This window comes from Hyphomonas sp. (genome assembly GCF_040882205.1).
GTDB lineage: Bacteria > Pseudomonadota > Alphaproteobacteria > Caulobacterales > Hyphomonadaceae > Hyphomonas.
Genome location: NZ_JBBEBT010000257.1, coordinates 1 through 16676 on the forward strand (window position 1 = coordinate 1; position 16676 = coordinate 16676).

Below are 16676 nucleotides of genomic sequence, written 5' to 3' on the forward strand. Positions count from 1 at the left end.
ATATCTCTTCAGATAGTTCAGCACACGTCCGCCTGTGGCCATTCCGCTCGCCGACAGCACGATCTTAGGCTGGGGATCGGCGATGATCCTTTCAGAGAGTTCGGCGTCACGGATATACTGCGCAACCGAGCAGGCTGCGCGCGCTTCTTGCCTCGAAAGCCGGGCCCCGCCATCCTGGCGGCAGAACAGATCTGAGGCATCGATGGCCATCGGACTGTCGAGATAGACCGGCACAGGAGGGATCCGCCCGGACTTGTTGAGACGGCTGAGATGGTAAAGCAGGCTCTGGGCACGCCCGACTGCGAATGTCGGAACGATCACCGTCCCGCAGCGCTGCACCGTTCGGCATATGACATCCTCGAGCAGGTCTTCGGGATCTGCTTCAGGGTGGACGGCGTCGCCGTAGGTCGACTCGACCACAAGATAGTCCGTTGACCGGACCGGTGCCGGTGGATGCATGAGCGGGCAGTTGTACCGCCCGAGGTCGCCCGAGAAGGTTATTCTCCGGTCAGCCAGATCAAGCTGGACAATCGCAGCGCCAAGGATGTGACCCGCCCTCAGGAACTTGAGTTTCTGTCCATGAGGCAGGACCTGCTCCTCCTCAAAACGGCAGCCCGAAAGGAGACGAAGAGCCCTATGGGCATCGCGCTCCGTGTAAAGGGGCTGCGCCGGGTGATGACGCGAGTAACCACCCCTGTTTGCCCGGTCTGCATCTGCTTCCTGAATACGTCCGGCATCCGGCAGGAGTATCTTGCAGAGTTCCTTCGTCAGTTCCGTGCAGAGAACCGGCTTCTTGAAGCCCTGCTTCACGAGTGCAGGCAGGTAACCGGTGTGGTCCAGATGAGCATGGGTCAGGATCACGCCATCAAGGTCAGCCGGGTCAACGCCAAGAGGTTGCCAGTTTTTCAGGCGCAGCTGCTTGTAACCCTGAAAAAGTCCGCAATCGACGAGCAGCTTCGATTGCCCCTCCTCAACCAGAAACCGTGACCCTGTGACGGTCCCGGCGCCCCCAAGAAATATCAAGGACCTCATGACTTACTCTCCGATGCCAGCCCACACGAACGCATCATGGGCAGTGATTGCGCGATACTCGTTTTCAGGCCCGTCAACGCAGCACCTCAGGATCGCCTAGCCCAACAGCCGCTGCAAGCTCAGAAGGCGAAAGGAGTGTTTCAACCGGCACGCCGATCAGTTTTGCTGCCGACACGATCAGATGCGCCCAGGTTGAGCGATTGGCAAACAGCATGCCAGGCGCATCCAGCGTCCCGCCGCGGCTCAGGTACCCATGCGCCCGGAACATGGCAGGCCCCTCATCGAGGCGCCTTAGCAGGCCTGTCATCATTTCCGGACGGGTATGCGTGACCAGCAGGCGCGCAAGTCCCCGGGGAAACAGGGATTTGATTACCTGATCAGAGACCACGAACTCCTCCTCGAACCGGTCCCTGGGCGAACGGAGGCGGCCAGGCTCCAGAATGATCGTGACATTGACGCTGATGCCGCGCTCACGCAGCCGGGCCGCCGCTCGCCGCGCCTCCACGAGCTGGTAGGCACCGATGGCGACAAGCTGGAGTGACGCCCCGGGGTCATTCTCGATCGGTGCAACGCCGGTCTCAAAGGCCGTTCTGGCTTCGGCGTCGGTGCACACATCAGGGGTCGCCCGCTTGGGGGCAACGATACAGCTGATTACACCGCGTGCAGAGTATATCTGGCGGAGCGCCTCGACACCCGTTGCCGCATCGACGGCAAAGATGACGCGCGCAACGTCAGACATCTCCCCCAGCAGCGCTTCACCGATGGTGGGATCCTGATGGGATTGCTGGTTCTTGCCGTTTTCCCATGTATGAGAAGTCACGATCAGAGGCACGCCAATCCATTGAGGCGGACGTCCCGCCTCCATCAGCTGGCGCGCAAAAATGACCTCCTGGCGCAGCGCGCCAAGCATCTTGACGGCAAAGGCTTCATAGGAAACGGCAAGGTTCAGGCCCGCCTTGTTGCCCAGGGCCGCACCTATCACAGCTTCTTCATTCAGGGCGGTTATTACCGATCCGTGTACGGACTCTTCAGACCCTTCTTCGGGAACGTTCACCCGGTGGCGCAGCCGGGTCAGAGTTTCTCCCATCTGATTGCTTTTCAGCTCGTCGGGATTACCGATACGGAAACGGTGGTTGGGATTGGCTTCGACGAACGATACAAACCAATGGTCCATGGCCGCCAGGGCCGAGCTTGCCGGAGCAGGCCCGCGCGCGGGCAGAACCGGCGGATCCGGATTTCGGGTGGCGAAGGTATTGCTGCCTTCTTTGTCTCTCTGCTGCGCCGTATGCTGCATGAACGTCTGGCGTGCAGCCGAGAGGTCGCTGAAGGGTACGAAAAGCGCTCGGGCGCCGGCATTGAACGAGTGTCTCGCTGTTTCATCGGTATGCGGGTTTCCCTCCAGCGGAAGATTATGTGCGCGGTTGGTCCCGGCGCCTGGAAAACCGAAACCCTTCTCGGTGGTCGCGATAGCAAAAGGCAGGCGCACCGGATAAACTGCCCTTCCCTGTTCGATAGATCTGGCCGCTTCGGTAAGTCGTCTTTCAGTCTCAAGAACCGCCCAGGCAAATGCCGCCGGATCGCGGCCATCAATCTCGATCGGATCAAAGCCATTGACCTCAAGGTACCGGGCCAACCACGCCGCCCCGCCATCCTGCCGGATTTCGGTGCGCTGTTCGATCCGTCGCCCGTTCAGGATCATGACCGGCGCCACCAGGCCGCAATCCTCCGCGCGCCACCAGCGTTCCGCCCAGTCACCGCCGCGCTGCTCCTCGAAGGCGCCGTCGCTGAGAATTGCAACAAGGCTCTCTCCGGTAACCGGCATGTGGACGTACTGGGTTTCTGCAAATCCGAGATAGCCGCCTTCGGACACGCCGCCAGCGGTATGGGCATTGACATGACTTCCGAGCGGCGCCGATGCGGACCCATCCGCATCGATCTCGTAGCCATAGAAGTCTGTACACAGACGGTTTATACCCTCTTCGCTGAAACCGTATCGACCAGCTTGCCGGTCCGTTAGATTGCCAACCAGGCAATTGACCGCTTCGACTGCGGCAACACAATGACCCTGTCCGAGGATCCAGCCCCGTGTTTTTGCCGTGAGGAGGTTGGCTGCGAGATACCCCACATAAGCCGGCACAACGTTCAGAGATCCGCCGGCATGGCCTTCCGGCGCAGACTTGAAGTCAGCGGCCGCCAGGGCGACGCCGGATAAGTCGACACGGCGGGCGTAAGTCATGTGGACAACAACCCACATGGCGGCACTTGCAAGGCGGTCTGCAGCAGACAGGGCGTCATAGACAAGGTCCTCTGACGAAGCGGCGCCTGTCTCCACGAGGCGTGCGGACAGCGCGCCGATGCGCTCCCGGGTCTGGTCAGAATGATGGATGACGCCGTAACCCGTCGCCCAGGTCTTCAATGCCGTCATTTGGAGGTCCCTTCTGAAAGCCCGGGCATGCTGCGAGGCACAAGAAACCGCAGCGCGGTCCAACCGCCGCCAATCAGCCCCATACCGACCGCCAGGGCGAGTTCGCCCGCCCCGGGAAGACCGACTGAGAAAATAGCGCTGATCGGATCGATTGTGAAAACAAGCGCAAGCACCAGGGCGACGGCAGCCACAATTGCCCAGTACACGCGCCGATGGCGGGCAAAGATCCGGCCGGAGGACGCAGAATCGGTCAGCGCGAGAACCAGGTTGCTGACGACCAGTGCAATGAACGCTGCGCCCCGCGCGACCGGCTCAGCTTCCCCCGAAATTGTCAGGAGCGCCCAGTAGAGACCGAAGACCGCAACGAGGATCCCTGCGCCCTGCAGGAGCGCCAGGACGAGCTCGCGACGTCCGAACAGGAGCTCCCCGGCGCGTCTCGGCGGGCGCTGCATCGCTTTCCTGTCGCTGGGCTCGGCTTCGAACACGAGCGCGCATGTCGGATCAATCACGAGTTCCAGAAGCACGATGTGCATCGGAAAGAGGAGCGGCGGCAAACCAAACAGCAACGGCAGAAGGGCAAGGCCAGCAATCGGAACATGGATCGCGGTAATGTAAGTGACTGCGCGCCGCAGGTTCGAGAAAATGCGCCGTCCGAGGCGCACAGCCCCCACGATCGATGCGAAGCTGTCATTCAGAAGGACAAGGTCTGCGGCTTCGCGGGCGACATCTGTCCCGCGCTGGCCCATCGCAACGCCGATATGTGCCGCCTCAAGGGCTGGCGCATCATTGACCCCGTCCCCTGTCATGGCGACGATTTCGCCATCCTGCCTGAGGGCCTGAACGATCCTGAGCTTCTGTTCGGGGGCAATCCTTGCAAAGACACGGACCGACTTCAACTTCTCGCAGAGCACTTCGAAGGGCAGCTGTTCGATCTCGGACCCGACCAGAAATCCGGCTGCAGTGTCAATGCCCGCCGCAGCCGCAATCGCCATCGCCGTTGCCGGATGGTCTCCGGTGATCATGACGACCTTGATGCCGGCGCAGCGGGCTTCCTGAAGGGCATGGGGCACCTCTGCGCGCAGCGGATCAATGAAGCCGATCAGGCCTGAGAACCGGAAGTCTCCCGTCAGGGGGTCATCGAAAACCGGGTCCCGGGGGCGCGCGCTGGCAACCCCCAGGACGCGCAGGCCAAGGCCGGCATAGGCTTCAACGATGCCCGCCAGGTCCGCCGTCTGATCCGGTGAGAGGCGGCAGAGCCGGAAGATCGCTTCGGGCGCTCCCTTGGCCGCTGCGATGCGTGCTCCTTCCGGCATCTGCCAGAGCTGGATGACGGCGAGCAGGCTGGGGGTCAGCGGCCATGCACGTTCGGGTTGCGCGGCGAGGCCCTGTTCAGTCAACGCCGCTTCACCGCTCAAGGCACGAACTGCCAGGTCCATGGGATCTACCGGCCGGACGGCCGACGCGAGAGCGGCCATCCGCAGCAGGTCGCTGACGGGCGCGGACACGCCTGAACCCGGACTGACAATCTGTTCACCTCCGGGTGTCCACAGGCGGGCCACCTGCATCCGGTTTTCTGTCAGTGTGCCCGTCTTGTCGGCGCAAAGCACCGTTGCGCCGCCCAGCGTCTCGATCACCGCGCTGCGACGGACGAGTACCTTATGCGTGGCGAGGCGCCAGGCTCCCAGCGCGAGAAATATCGCAAGCACCATCGGGAACTCTTCCGGTATCAGCGCGATGGCGAAAGTGATGCCGGCGAGCGCGCCGCCCGACCAGTCATCGCGCAGCAGGCCGTATGCGACTGCGATCACGCCGCAAAATGCGAGCGCGACAAGACCGAGATACCCGACCAGCCTGCCCGTGGACTGCTGGAGCGGCGTGGATTCGTGCTCGATTCTGGCGAGAGAGCTGCCGATACGTCCGAGTGCGGACTGCGGGCCCGTCCGGGTTACCCGGATGACCCCTTGTCCCCGGACGATGAGTGTGCCCGCAAAGACATTATGCCCGGGGCCCGAGCCAGGATTGCCGCCGTCGTTAACAAAAGACGCATCAAGGGCAGGCGTTTTCATAACGGGCGCTGACTCTCCCGTCAGCACAGACTCGTCGACACTCAAAACGTCCCCGGCAACGAGCAGGCCGTCGACTGCAAGGCGTTCTCCCTCACCGGCCAGTACGATATCGCCCGGCACGATCTCCCTCGCCGGCACACGGCAGTCTGCGCCGTCGCGCAACACGCGCGATTGCGGCTGCGCAAGCTGGCGAAGGGCCTTCAGAGCTTGCTCGCTGCGCGCTTCCTGGAAGATGACCAGACCGATCGCCGCGCCGGCACCGCCAAGCAGGAACAAGCCCTCGCCCAAGTCCCCCATGAAGGCATAAATGACGGCCGCCACAATGAGTAAAAGGAACATTGGTTCCTTCAGCGTCTCAAAAATGATGGCAATAACGGATCTGCTTCGCCCGGGATCAAGCTCATTGGGCCCAAGTTCCTGAAGCCGGTGACGGGCTTCCTCACTTGTAAGGCCCTCCACCTGAAAGACCGCTCCTTTTGCAGGAATCATCTGACTACAAACCTTTCCGAAGGCGTTTCGTCATTGGCCGCTCCTGGCGGGCAGCAGGCCGAACCCGGTGAAATACGGCGCACAGGACACCCGTTCCTGGTCTGCGCACTCATGGTTGAACCCCTCAAAGACAATAGAAACCATTTGCGATCTCAGGCGAGCCCGCCCTGAACTCCCGGCAAACGATGCAGACCCATGCGACGTATTGGCGAAAGCCTGAGGTGATCCGCTCCGCCCAGACCCTCATCGGCGCGCCATCACGATACCACCTTATGAAAGCCACCTGATGGGCCGGGATACGTAACTGTACCTATCGTTCTATTTGAGCGCGCAGCGCTAAATCAGTCGGAAGATGTTCCAGCTGTAGAATCCGGTTCAACGCAAGAGAGGCAATACCATGGGGTTTCGTGATCTTTCGATTTGCATTTCGTCCCTCGAGTCTGATTTCGGATTGATGGACCAGGCAGCCAGCCTTGCCGAAACTTGGGAAGCACACCTCAGCTGCTGCGCAATTGGCGTGCAGCCCGCACCGATTTTCAGCGACGGAATGATGCTCGGCGGTCAAGTAGAGTTCCAGGCCCAGATGGAAGCTGCCCGGGAACACATCCACGCTTTCAGAAGCCGCCTTAAACAGCACCTTGAGAAGAAGGCGAGCAGTCTGGAGATCCGGGAATCGCTGACTTTTGATACTGCGCTTGCAGGAACAGTCGCTGTCTTTGCGCGCTACTCGGATCTGGTTGTCGCGCGAATGCCTGCGAAGCCAGACCGTGATCACCATGGCGAAATCATTGAAGGCGCGCTTTTCGGCGCGGGCCGGCCGGTCCTCGTGCTTCCAAAGAAGTGGAAGCCTGCACCGCTTGGAAAAAAGGTACTGCTGGCCTGGGATGCCAGCCGAGAAGCTTCGCGCGCCATTCACGACGCGCTCGCGATGCTGTCGCCGGGAGCTGAAGTCTGCGTCGTCACAGTGGATGCGCAGATCGGCCCGACCCAGCACGGAGCATCACCCGGCCTCGATATCTCGACCCATCTTGCCCGGCACGGCCTCAGGATTACGGTTCAGAATGCCGACAGTCTCGGCAAGCCGGTCGGTGAACGTCTCGTGGACGTCGCACAGGGCGCCGACGCCGACATGATCGTGATGGGCGGATACAGGCACCCCAAACTGGTCCAGCGCGTCCTTGGGGGGCCCAGCCATTTCCTGATCTCGAAATCGCCGCTCCCGGTCCTCCTTTCACATTGACCACATTGCCCTCGCAAGGACCGGCATCTGGGTAAACCCTGTTGCGCCCGGCGTGTGACCTGCATCGCCCTTGCGAAAGGAGACCTGCGCCAACGTGGACCCGGAACTCCTTCAACGGCTCACAGCGGCCCTCGCCATAGGTGCATTGATCGGGATCGAGCGCGGCTGGAAACAGCGCAGCGAGCAGCCAGGCGCCCGGGCTGCAGGCCTGCGGACATTCACACTCGCCGGGCTGCTCGGCGGCAGCGCCGCAATTCTGGGATCGGACCTTGGCGCTGCCGCCTTTGCGGCGATCGCCCTCGCGTTCTCGCTGCTGTTCGGGATGTTCCAGTGGCGCGACACATCTGCGGACAATGAGTTTTCAGTTACCAGCACGGTCGCGGGCCTCCTGACATTTGCACTCGGCGGCCTTGCCGGCCTCGGATATCTGCACGAAGCAGCCATGGCCGCCGTGGCCGCGGCTTGTATCCTGGCCTTCAAGAATAGCCTGCATGCCTGGCTGCGCGGCCTGACATGGCCGGAAATCCGGTCTGCCTTCCTGATCCTTGCCATGACGTTCATTGCCATGCCGGTCCTGCCGTCAACACCGGTTGACCCATGGGGTCTGATCCGGTTGCGCGAACTCTGGTTTCTGACCATCCTGATCGCCACGATCTCCTTTGCGGGGTACATTGCTGTTCGCCTGCTCGGTCAGAGGGCGGGACTTGCAGTTGGCGCGCTGGCAGGCTCGGTAGTGTCCTCGACACTGACCGTTGCAGAACTCGCCGGGCGTGTGCGCCGGGGGTCCTTGACGGCTCTTGATGCGGCCGCTGCCGCGTCGCTGACAACCCTGGTCATGCTGGTACGGATCATCCTGCTTGTCACCTTCCTTGCGCCGCAGTTCATCGCCGTGATCCTTCCGGTTCTGGGCGCATCTGCTGCGGTCGGCGCGGCCGGCGCCCTCTATCTTCTGCGTCCGAGAGCCGGAGCGAGCGAAGAGCGACTCCTGCCGCATCTCAAAAGTCCGCTCGATATGCAATCGGTCGCGAGCTTTGCCCTGATGATCGGAGGGCTGAACATCTGCATCGCCCTTGCCTCCAGATGGGCCGGCGAAACCGCCTTGCTGCCCCTCGCAGCGCTCAGTGGCCTGGCAGATGTGGACGCGGTAATCCTGAACGTTACCAAGCTGTCTGAGCCCTCCCCGGATCTTGCCACAGGCGCGATCCTGCTTGCAGCAACCGCTAACATGGTCAGCAAATCCACCTTGGCCTTTATCTCTGGAAACCTGCGGTTCGGGGCTTATTTTTCTGCCTCGTCCCTTGCGGTCGTAGTTGCAGGAGCAGCAGCGCTCGCATTCATATGATGCGAGACCCGCGCAAAACCCGTTGCCCCGGTGTGATTTACGAACAGGCCTGCACCGCCTCATGACATCGCCCGACCCGGTCACCGGCGGAAAGACCGCCAGCAACGACCGCCAGACATGGCCTCCGGTAGCCGATTTCGATGCGCGTCAGCTTCGCCCTGCCGTCTGCCAACTGAAACACAGACCGGTTTTCCTGGTCCCGATAAAAGGGCTGAGCCGGGCACCTGCCCGCCGTTCGGTGATCGCGACTGCCCCAATAACCCGCGTTCTGTCGCCCGGCATCTGGTTCGCCAGGGCTTGCTCAAAGTCGATGACACCCTTCGCGCTTTGCGCTTCAGCGCCCGGTACGGAGATCTTAAGAATGCCCGAAGGCTCGACCGAAGGATGCAGGACGCTACCGTCTTCGGGAAACCGAGGATGCGGAGTGATGCCAGGTCGCGACAGCATTCCATGACGCCGATGCGCACTGATTTTTACACGACGCCGAGTGCGAACATGGCGGCGAACAAGTCATGCACGAGGCAAAGTGCACTCCCGGAACTCCGGCCAATCAGAAATGTTCAGCGGAAGGCGTTTCCTGGTTTGACGCCAACCGCCCTGAAGACCATCGCCGCCGGACAAATGCCTGTGAAGGCGGCTTGCAGCATGTTCACGCCCGCGAATGCTGTGAGAAGGAACCAGAATGGCGAGAGGAAATAGCCAAGTATCAGGCTGGCCAGAACGATAATGCCTGCAAAGGCAAGAACTGCGCGGTCCAGATTCATGATGTTGCTCCGTATAGGATCATTTGATTGTTGAGGCGAGGTTGAAGGATTTCCGGATCCAGACTTCCAGCGCCGCTGCTGTTTGCGCGCCTGCTTGAACTGCGACGCGTCGCCCCGCATTCCATCCGATCAGAGTGGGCACACCCCGGATCTGAAGTTGCGCGGCGGCGGGCTGATTCTGATCGGAGTTGAGCTTGAAGCAACGTATCTCGTTCTGGAAGCGCGAGGCAACCGCCTCATAATGCGGGGCCATGATTCGGCAGGGTCCGCACCACGGCGCCCAGACATCCAGAAGAAAGGCGCCGGTATCCTTCATCTGCAGGGCCGCGAGTTGCTCGGATGTGACATCCGCCGGTTCCGGCGTCGCCAGTCCCTGAGCGCACCTGCCGCATCTGGCCGCCGCCATGGATTTGTCCGCAGGCACCCGGTTGACCGCGCCGCAAGCGAGGCAAAGAAGCTTTCTGTCTTCAGCCGCCATAGTTCATGCACCCCTCAATGCGCTTTGATCTTCTTTGTCTTGATCAGACCGAGCACAGCATTTTCGTAGAAGGTTTCAGATTTTCCGGCCTTCACCTTGCCGATAAAGTATTTCTCGAACCCGACCTTCGCAGTGTGCACCCATCCTCCAGACCCGGACCAATTGACATTGCGCGGCGGAATCTGCGGCTGGGCCACGAAGGCGACACCCTTGTCACCAAAGTCTGCCAGGCAGATCGCATTCCAGGTCGCTTCGTGTGATGGCGCCTCTCCCCGCAGGATCTGACCGAGGTTCTCGGCTGTCGCGGTGACCATGGATTCGATCATGAAGCCGGTCTTCGGCACGCCGACGGGCACGGGTGTTTTTCCGATCGGCGGAATGGCGATGCAAACGCCGATGCCGAAGATCTCCGGGAACTTCGGATTGCGCTGATGCTTGTCCGTCAGGATAAACCCCCGCGGATTGGACAGGCCTTCGATATCGCGCACGGCGTCCACGCCGCGAAATGCCGGCAGCATCATCGAGAACTTCATCGGCAGTTCGTGAAGCTGTTTGACGCTGCCATCCTCCGCCAGCTCTTCGACGGTCATCATGCCGGGCGCGGCCCGGATGACGCGCGCATTGGTGATCCACTTGATGTGGCGCTCACGCAGTTCGCTTTCGAGCAGGCTCTTGGTATCGCCGACGCCGTCCAGTCCCAGATGACCGATATAGGGCTCGGACGTGACGTAGGTCATAGGCACACGGTCGCGGATCCTGCGACGGCGCAGCTCGGTCTCGATGATCATCAGCGTTTCATAGGCCGGGCCGAAGCAGGACGCGCCCTGCACCGCGCCGACGATCACCGGGCCCGGGTCCTGGCAGAAGGCTTCGAAGGCCGTGTGAGCCTGCACGGCATGGTCAATGTGACAGACCGATTGGGTAAAGCCTTTCGGACCGAGACCCTCGATCTCGTTGAATGCGAGTTCGGGTCCGGTCGCGATGACGAGATAGTCGTATCCGATCTCCCGGCCATCAGTGAGCCGGACGCGCTTCTGGTCTGGCTCGACGCGTTCCGCTTTTCCGACGACAAGTTCGATGTGCCGCTTCTTCATCGGCTTGATGAGATCGACAATGATGTCTTCCCGGTCCCGCCAGCCCACCAGCACCCAGGGGTTCGATGGCACGAACTGATAGAATGCGTTTTCGTTGATCACGGTCACGTCGTCTTCGGGCCGCACGGACTTGCGGATTTCAAAGGCGGCAATGACGCCTCCCAAACCGGCACCCAGTACAACGATCTTCGCCATGTCAGATCCTCCACGTGGAGGATCAGGGCCTAACGTATTTTATCATTTCATAATATACGTAGACATACGCATTGCCCGGAGGGGTGAACTGTTTCGATTTGTCCGGCGGCGAAAGACGCCTCGATAGACTGGAGCGGGCTATGGAAAATCTACACTCGCAGCCCAAGGCTCCGCCTCCCCCCCGAACTTCACCGCGCCGGTCTCCGAGACTGGCGGCCTCCTTTCGGAGCGCCCTGGCGGTCTGGCTATCGGCTGCAGCCTTGCTGGTTGCGCTTCCCGGTGCAGCCCAAACCATCACGGTCGAAAACTCTGTCGTGATCGACTACCGGCCCGTGATCGCGCGAATCGAGGCCGGTGACACGGCGACCGCGCGGTCCCGGCTGCAGGGTGTGGTGACCCGTCTGAACCTCGTCGAAGGCCAGATCGTCAAGGCCGGCGAACTCGTCGCCGTTGTCACCGACAGCACAATCCCGCCGCAACTCGCCGCGCTGAGCTCCAACATCGAAGGGCTGAAGTCGCAGGTTAAGCAGGCAGAAAGTGACATCGCCCGCAACGAGGGACTGCTCGCGCAGGGCTTCTATCCCCGCGCGCGTCTGGATGCGGAAAAGACCTCGTTCGACGTGCTGAAGCGCAGTCTCGCCTCGGTTGAGGCCGAACGCCGCGCGCTGTCTGCCCGGGAAGCGGAAGGACGCATTCTGGCGCCGGCCGAGGCGCATGTGACGGACGTCAATATTGTGCGCGGTTCGGTTGTTTCGCCGGGCGATGTGCTGGCGAGCTTTGCAACGGTGAACGGTGTTGTTCGTCTCGCGCTGCCCGAACGCCACGCGGCAACCCTTGCCGAAGGCGAAGCCATCTCGCTGCGGCTGCCCTCGCGCTCCGACGACATAAGGACCGCGACAATCATCAGGATCTATCCCGAACTCAAGCAGGGCTCGGTGATCGCGGACGCAAAGGTCGAGGGCGGACTCACGGCCCTCTTCGGCGAGCGGGTCGATGTACTCGCGCCAGTGGGCGAGCGCCGTGCGATCCGGATTCCCAAGGATTATGTGTCCACCCGTTTCGGCGTCGATTTCGTCCGTGTGCAGGTGGGTGAGCGCTTCATTGATGCACCAGTCGCGCTCGCTGCGCCGCTGGTGGACACCGCGGGACAATATGAGATCCTGTCCGGCCTCAGGCCTGGCGACCGGATCGAAAAGCCGCAACAACGGCCATGAAGACCGACCTCTCCGGCGGGATCACGCGCGCGACCATACGCTCACCCCTGACGCCCCTCTTTCTGCTTGCGGCGCTCGCCGTCGGCCTGATCGCGCTCCTCTCGATTCCGCGAGAGGAAGAACCGCAGATTTCCGTGCCAATGGTCGACATTATGGTGTCGGCGCCGGGGTTGAGAGCAGCCGATGCGGTCGAGCAAGTCACCAAGCCGCTCGAAAGCATCCTGATGGCGATCCCGGATGTGGAGCATGTCTACTCGCAGACCCGCGATGACGGCGCGCTGGTGACCGCCCGGTTTACCGTGGGCACCGACGCCGACAATGCGATCCTCCGTGTCCACGAGAAAATCCGCGCCAACCTTGACACCATTCCCTACGATGTGCCGATGCCGCTGGTGGTGGGACGCGGAATCAACGATGTGCCGATCGTCACGTTGACGCTGTCACCGGACACCTCCACCGGCAATGTCTGGAACGATACGGCCCTGCGGATGATCGCCGACGAGCTGCGCAGCGAACTGACCAAAGTGCAGGACGTGGGCCTTACCGACGTGATCGGCGGACGCCCTCTCGAGCTGCGGGTCGAGCCTGATGTGCAGGCGCTTTCGGCGCAAGGGGTTTCCCTTCAGACCCTGGTACAGAGCGTGACAGCCGCCGCCGCCGCGATGCCCTCGGGCCGCGCTCATCAGGACGGCCAGTCGCTGATCGTGCAGGCGGGTGACCGCGTGAATGCCGTGCACGAACTCGAACGTCTCCAGATCCGGGGCGCGGGCGGACGCGTCGTTTATCTCAGCGATGTCGCGAATGTCCGCGTGACCGGCGCCGAGACGGACTCCCGTGTCTGGACACTGCAGGCCGATGGCGCCGGAAACTTCAGCGCCAGACCGGCAGTCACCGTGACGATCGCCAAGCGCCCCGGTGCGAATGCCGTCGTGGTCGCCGGCGCGGTTCTGGAGCGGCTAGGCTCGCTGAAAGGCCCGCTGATCCCTGAGGGCGTGGACGTGGAAGTGACACGCGATTACGGGGCCACGGCCAACCACAAGGCCAACGAGCTGCTGTTCCATCTGGGTCTTGCAACCGTCTCGATCGTTGTGCTGATCGCCTTCAGCATCGGATGGCGCGAGGCGCTGGTGACGCTGATCGTCATCCCGACGACCATTCTGCTGACGCTCTTTGCATCAATGATGATGGGCTACACGATCAACCGCGTGAGCCTGTTCGCGCTGATCTTCGCGATCGGAATCCTGGTCGACGATGCCATCGTCATCATCGAGAATATTGCCCGCCACTGGGCGATGAAGGACGGTCGCGGCCGGGCGGAGGCAGCCATCGATGCGGTCTCGGAAGTCGGCAACCCGACAGTGATCGCGACGCTGACGGTGATCGCGGCTCTGCTGCCGATGATGTTCGTGTCCGGCCTTATGGGGCCCTACATGGCGCCCATTCCGGCAAACGCGTCGGCGGCGATGGTGTTCTCCTTCTTTGTCGCCGTCGGCATTGCGCCCTGGCTGATGATGAAGATTGCCGGCCGCGCGCCGGCGACTGAAGGCGGGCACGCACCCGGCAGTGAAACGCGCCTCAGCGGCTTCTACCGGCGGGTTGCCGCGCCGGTCGTCGCCTCGAAGAGGAATGCCTGGATTTTCCTTCTTGCGGTGGGCGCAGCGACGCTGTTGTCGCTCCTGTTCTTCGTCACCCGGGCTGTGCCGGTGAAGCTCTTGCCGTTCGATAACAAATCTGAAGTCCAGGTGATTGTCGACCTGCCCGAAGGCGCGGCGCTGGAGGACACAGAGCGCGCCCTTCTGGCGCTGGCAGACGCGATCGCGCCGGTTGATGAGGTGAAAACCATCCAGGCCTATGCCGGCACCGCAGCGCCGTTCAATTTCAACGGCCTGGTACGCCACTATTTCCTGCGTGCGAGCCCCGAGCTGGGTGACCTTCAGGTAAACCTCACCGAAAAGGAAGAACGCAGCCGCGCGAGCCATGAGATTGCGCTCGACCTGCGCGCGCGCATCTCGGGTGTTCCGCTGCCGGACGGTACGCGCGTGAAAGTCGTCGAGGTTCCTCCCGGTCCTCCGGTGATCTCTACACTGATGGCCGAGATCTATGGACCGTCGCCCGAGGCGCGGCGCAAGACGGCGGCGATCATCGAGCGGTTCTTCGTCGAGACCGATTTCATCGTCGACGTGGACAATTCGATTGGTGAGACGGCGCCGCGGCTGACCTTCGGGATTGATGAGCCAAGCGCCGCCGATGCCGGCGTTCTGCAGTCGGACATCCTCGATACGATACGGCTGGCCTTTCATGGCGAGACCGCGGGCGTCTCGCCGCGCGGAGAAGGCCGCGATCCCCTCAATATCCGCGTCTATCTTCCGCGCTCGGAGCGCAGCTGGTCGCAGCAGATGGCGGCGACACCGGTGCCGCGCCGGCTCGCCGGAACCGATGCCGATCCCGCCGAACTTGGTGAACTGGTAGACCTGCACGAAGAGGCCGGATCGCTCACCATCTTCCGCCGGGACGGGCACTTTACAGACATGGTCTTCGGCGAGCTGGCAGGGCGCTTTGAAGCTCCGGTTTATGGTATGTTCGAGGTTGAAGCGCGCATCAAGGCTTATGACTGGGCCGCCGACGGTCTCGATATGCCTCTTGTCAGCCTTTATGGTCAGCCGGCGGATGAAACCCGCACCAGCCTGCTCTGGGACGGCGAATGGGAGGTGACCTATGTCACCTTCCGCGACATGGGAATCGCTTTCGGCGTCGCCTTGATCGGAATCTACATGCTCGTGGTCGCCCAGTTCGGCACCTTCCGCGTACCGCTTATCATCCTGACACCGGTACCCCTGACGCTGATCGGCATCATGACCGGACATTGGCTCTTCGGCGCGGCTTTCACCGCCACGTCGATGATCGGCTTCATCGCGCTTGCGGGCATCATTGTGCGCAACTCTATCCTGCTGGTTGATTTCATCCGCCACCGGACAGATGCCCGAACACCGTTGCGGGAGGTCCTGCTCGACGCCGGCGCCATCCGGTTCAAGCCGATCGTGCTGACAGCGCTCGCCGCCATGATAGGGGCCGCTGTTATCCTGACGGATCCCATCTTCCAGGGACTGGCGATCTCGCTTCTGTTCGGCCTTGCCTCGTCCACGGCGCTCACGGTGCTGGTAATTCCAGCAATCTATACTGCCCTGCGAGGCCCGGACTGGTTACCCATCAACCCAACACCCGATACAGGAGATGTGCTTCCTGATGCCGCCTAAGCATAAGACAGTTGGCGCACTTGAGATTGTGTCCAGCCGCACCGCCGAGGCCGCGGCCACGCTGAAAGCCATGGCGAGCGAGACGCGCCTTATGATCCTGTGCGCCCTCAGCGCCGGTGAGTTGTCTGTCAACCAGCTCGCTGCGCTGACGGGGCAATCCCAATCGACGGTTTCTCAGCACCTCTCGAAACTGCGCGCGGCCGGTCTGGTGGACAGCCGCCGCGAAGGCCAGACCATCCGTTACCGTGCCCTGGCCGGCATTGCGCGGGACCTTATCGAAACACTGTGCCAACACTACGCCGGCATGGAACCGGACGCCTGAACTGCTGAACGTCGCTTGAACCACCGCGCATTGGTCCCGCCGGCGCGCTTTTGAGTTAAAGCTGGTCGGACTGACAGTCTGGCCTCAAAGGCCCATAGCCGCATTTGTCGTTTAACTTGCTCAAGAACGGCTTGGCGCAGAAGCGGAAATCAAAAAAGGAGAAACATCATCTTGACCCGGAAGTGAAACCCGAAAGATAGTCACAATGCGGGTCACTTCTCGATAGAAACCCCGGGTCAGTTCACAGCAGAAGTCAACAGGCGGCCCCAACAACCTTCCGGCTCGCCTGAGCCTGTCCCGGCGGAGCGAAGCGATGGCCTATTTCATCCTGAAGGCAGCCCTGTCTGGCGCACTCATTGCGATCATCTCAGACGTTGCGCGGCGGTTTCCTGGCTTTGGAGGGCTGGTTGCTTCCCTGCCCCTGATCTCCCTGATGGCCATCATCTGGCTCTGGAGAGACTCGGGCGGGGATGTCGCCCATGTCGCAAGCCACGCCCGTGCAACGCTCTGGTATGTGGTGCCCAGCCTGCCTTTCTTCCTCGTCCTGCCTGCACTTATGGAGAGAGGCGTGAACTTCTGGGTGTCGCTGACCGTCGCCAGTGTCATCACGATCTGTCTTTACATTTCGGCGATCTGGCTTGCGGGCCGGCTAGGCATCTCATTCGGACAAGGACAATAGTCATGCGAACATCGCGTTTGCTAATCGGTATTCTTGCACCGGGCGCCCGCTCGCCGGTGTCGGGCGCAACCAAACCTAAGAG

Annotated in this window: 12 protein-coding genes and 2 pseudogenes; 6 read left to right on the forward strand and 8 right to left on the reverse strand. The window is 61.8% G+C overall.

The genetic code is table 11. The features are described 5' to 3' along the window. From WEA77_RS11045 to WEA77_RS11065, 5 genes and pseudogenes are all read right to left on the reverse strand, one after another. A pseudogene (locus WEA77_RS11045) lies at positions 1–459 on the reverse strand (MBL fold metallo-hydrolase); the annotation flags it as partial. 3 nt (positions 460–462) lie between these two features. Then, positions 463–1032 (reverse strand): annotated as a pseudogene (locus WEA77_RS11050) (MBL fold metallo-hydrolase); the annotation flags it as partial. Between the two features lie 73 nt (positions 1033–1105). Then, positions 1106–3457 (reverse strand): xylulose 5-phosphate 3-epimerase, encoded by a 2352-nt coding sequence (locus tag WEA77_RS11055; RefSeq protein ID WP_368067936.1) that lies wholly within the window; start codon positions 3455–3457, stop codon positions 1106–1108. Further along, positions 3454–6012, reverse strand: coding sequence for a cation-translocating P-type ATPase (locus WEA77_RS11060; RefSeq protein WP_368067937.1), 2559 nt, complete (start codon positions 6010–6012; stop codon positions 3454–3456). The genes WEA77_RS11055 and WEA77_RS11060 overlap by 4 nt, the downstream gene beginning before the upstream one ends. A 310-nt stretch (positions 6013–6322) precedes the next feature. Then, a complete protein-coding gene (locus WEA77_RS11065; RefSeq protein WP_368067938.1) occupies positions 6323–6790 on the reverse strand; it encodes a hypothetical protein in 468 nt (155 codons plus the stop codon). On the opposite strand from WEA77_RS11065, the gene WEA77_RS11070 reads away from it, so the two are divergent. Both WEA77_RS11070 and WEA77_RS11075 read left to right on the forward strand, forming a co-directional pair. Beyond that, the gene (locus WEA77_RS11070) at positions 6761–7252 is read left to right on the forward strand and encodes a universal stress protein (protein ID WP_368067939.1); all 492 of its coding nucleotides are present in this window, start codon (positions 6761–6763) and stop codon (positions 7250–7252) included. The two genes, WEA77_RS11065 and WEA77_RS11070, sit on opposite strands and share 30 nt — an antisense overlap. A 94-nt stretch (positions 7253–7346) precedes the next feature. Next, positions 7347–8594, forward strand: coding sequence for an MgtC/SapB family protein (locus tag WEA77_RS11075; RefSeq protein WP_368067940.1), 1248 nt, complete (start codon positions 7347–7349; stop codon positions 8592–8594). 560 nt (positions 8595–9154) lie between these two features. Here WEA77_RS11075 and WEA77_RS11080 read toward each other — a convergent pair. Genes WEA77_RS11080 through WEA77_RS11090 form a run of 3 tightly spaced genes read right to left on the reverse strand, consistent with a single transcriptional unit; the run spans position 9155 to position 11125 of the window. Beyond that, positions 9155–9358 (reverse strand): DUF2892 domain-containing protein, encoded by a 204-nt coding sequence (locus WEA77_RS11080; RefSeq protein ID WP_368067941.1) that lies wholly within the window; start codon positions 9356–9358, stop codon positions 9155–9157. A gap of 19 nt (positions 9359–9377) precedes the next feature. Next, positions 9378–9836 (reverse strand): thioredoxin domain-containing protein, encoded by a 459-nt coding sequence (locus WEA77_RS11085; protein ID WP_368067942.1) that lies wholly within the window; start codon positions 9834–9836, stop codon positions 9378–9380. Positions 9837–9850: 14 nt separating this feature from the next. Beyond that, on the reverse strand, positions 9851–11125 hold the full coding sequence (locus WEA77_RS11090; RefSeq protein ID WP_368067943.1) for an NAD(P)/FAD-dependent oxidoreductase: 1275 nt from the start codon (positions 11123–11125) through the stop codon (positions 9851–9853). Between the two features lie 260 nt (positions 11126–11385). Between WEA77_RS11090 and WEA77_RS11095 the strand changes: the two genes are divergently transcribed. The 4 genes from WEA77_RS11095 to WEA77_RS11110 all read left to right on the forward strand — a co-directional run bounded on the left by WEA77_RS11095 (position 11386) and on the right by WEA77_RS11110 (position 16594). After that, positions 11386–12339: an efflux RND transporter periplasmic adaptor subunit gene (locus tag WEA77_RS11095; RefSeq protein WP_368067944.1), complete on the forward strand. Its 954-nt coding sequence runs from the start codon at positions 11386–11388 to the stop codon at positions 12337–12339. Further along, a complete protein-coding gene (locus tag WEA77_RS11100) occupies positions 12336–15593 on the forward strand; it encodes an efflux RND transporter permease subunit (protein ID WP_368067945.1) in 3258 nt (1085 codons plus the stop codon). The genes WEA77_RS11095 and WEA77_RS11100 overlap by 4 nt, the downstream gene beginning before the upstream one ends. Beyond that, complete coding sequence (locus tag WEA77_RS11105; RefSeq protein WP_368067946.1) at positions 15583–15915, forward strand: ArsR/SmtB family transcription factor; 333 nt, start codon at positions 15583–15585, stop codon at positions 15913–15915. The genes WEA77_RS11100 and WEA77_RS11105 overlap by 11 nt, the downstream gene beginning before the upstream one ends. A 313-nt stretch (positions 15916–16228) precedes the next feature. Then, entirely contained in the window at positions 16229–16594 is a 366-nt protein-coding gene (locus WEA77_RS11110) for a DUF3147 family protein (protein ID WP_368067947.1), read from the forward strand. The last annotated feature ends 82 nt before the right edge of the window (positions 16595–16676 follow it).

Coding starts and splice junctions, on each gene's coding strand:
- WEA77_RS11055 (WP_368067936.1), bottom strand. CDS start 3,457: ATGACGGCATTGAAGACCTGGGCGACGGGTTACGGCGTCATCCATCAT.
- WEA77_RS11060 (WP_368067937.1), bottom strand. CDS start 6,012: ATGATTCCTGCAAAAGGAGCGGTCTTTCAGGTGGAGGGCCTTACAAGT.
- WEA77_RS11070 (WP_368067939.1), top strand. CDS start 6,761: ATGCCTGCGAAGCCAGACCGTGATCACCATGGCGAAATCATTGAAGGC.
- WEA77_RS11065 (WP_368067938.1), bottom strand. CDS start 6,790: ATGGTGATCACGGTCTGGCTTCGCAGGCATTCGCGCGACAACCAGATC.
- WEA77_RS11080 (WP_368067941.1), bottom strand. CDS start 9,358: ATGAATCTGGACCGCGCAGTTCTTGCCTTTGCAGGCATTATCGTTCTG.
- WEA77_RS11085 (WP_368067942.1), bottom strand. CDS start 9,836: ATGGCGGCTGAAGACAGAAAGCTTCTTTGCCTCGCTTGCGGCGCGGTC.
- WEA77_RS11090 (WP_368067943.1), bottom strand. CDS start 11,125: ATGGCGAAGATCGTTGTACTGGGTGCCGGTTTGGGAGGCGTCATTGCC.
- WEA77_RS11100 (WP_368067945.1), top strand. CDS start 12,336: ATGAAGACCGACCTCTCCGGCGGGATCACGCGCGCGACCATACGCTCA.
- WEA77_RS11105 (WP_368067946.1), top strand. CDS start 15,583: ATGCCGCCTAAGCATAAGACAGTTGGCGCACTTGAGATTGTGTCCAGC.
- WEA77_RS11110 (WP_368067947.1), top strand. CDS start 16,229: ATGGCCTATTTCATCCTGAAGGCAGCCCTGTCTGGCGCACTCATTGCG.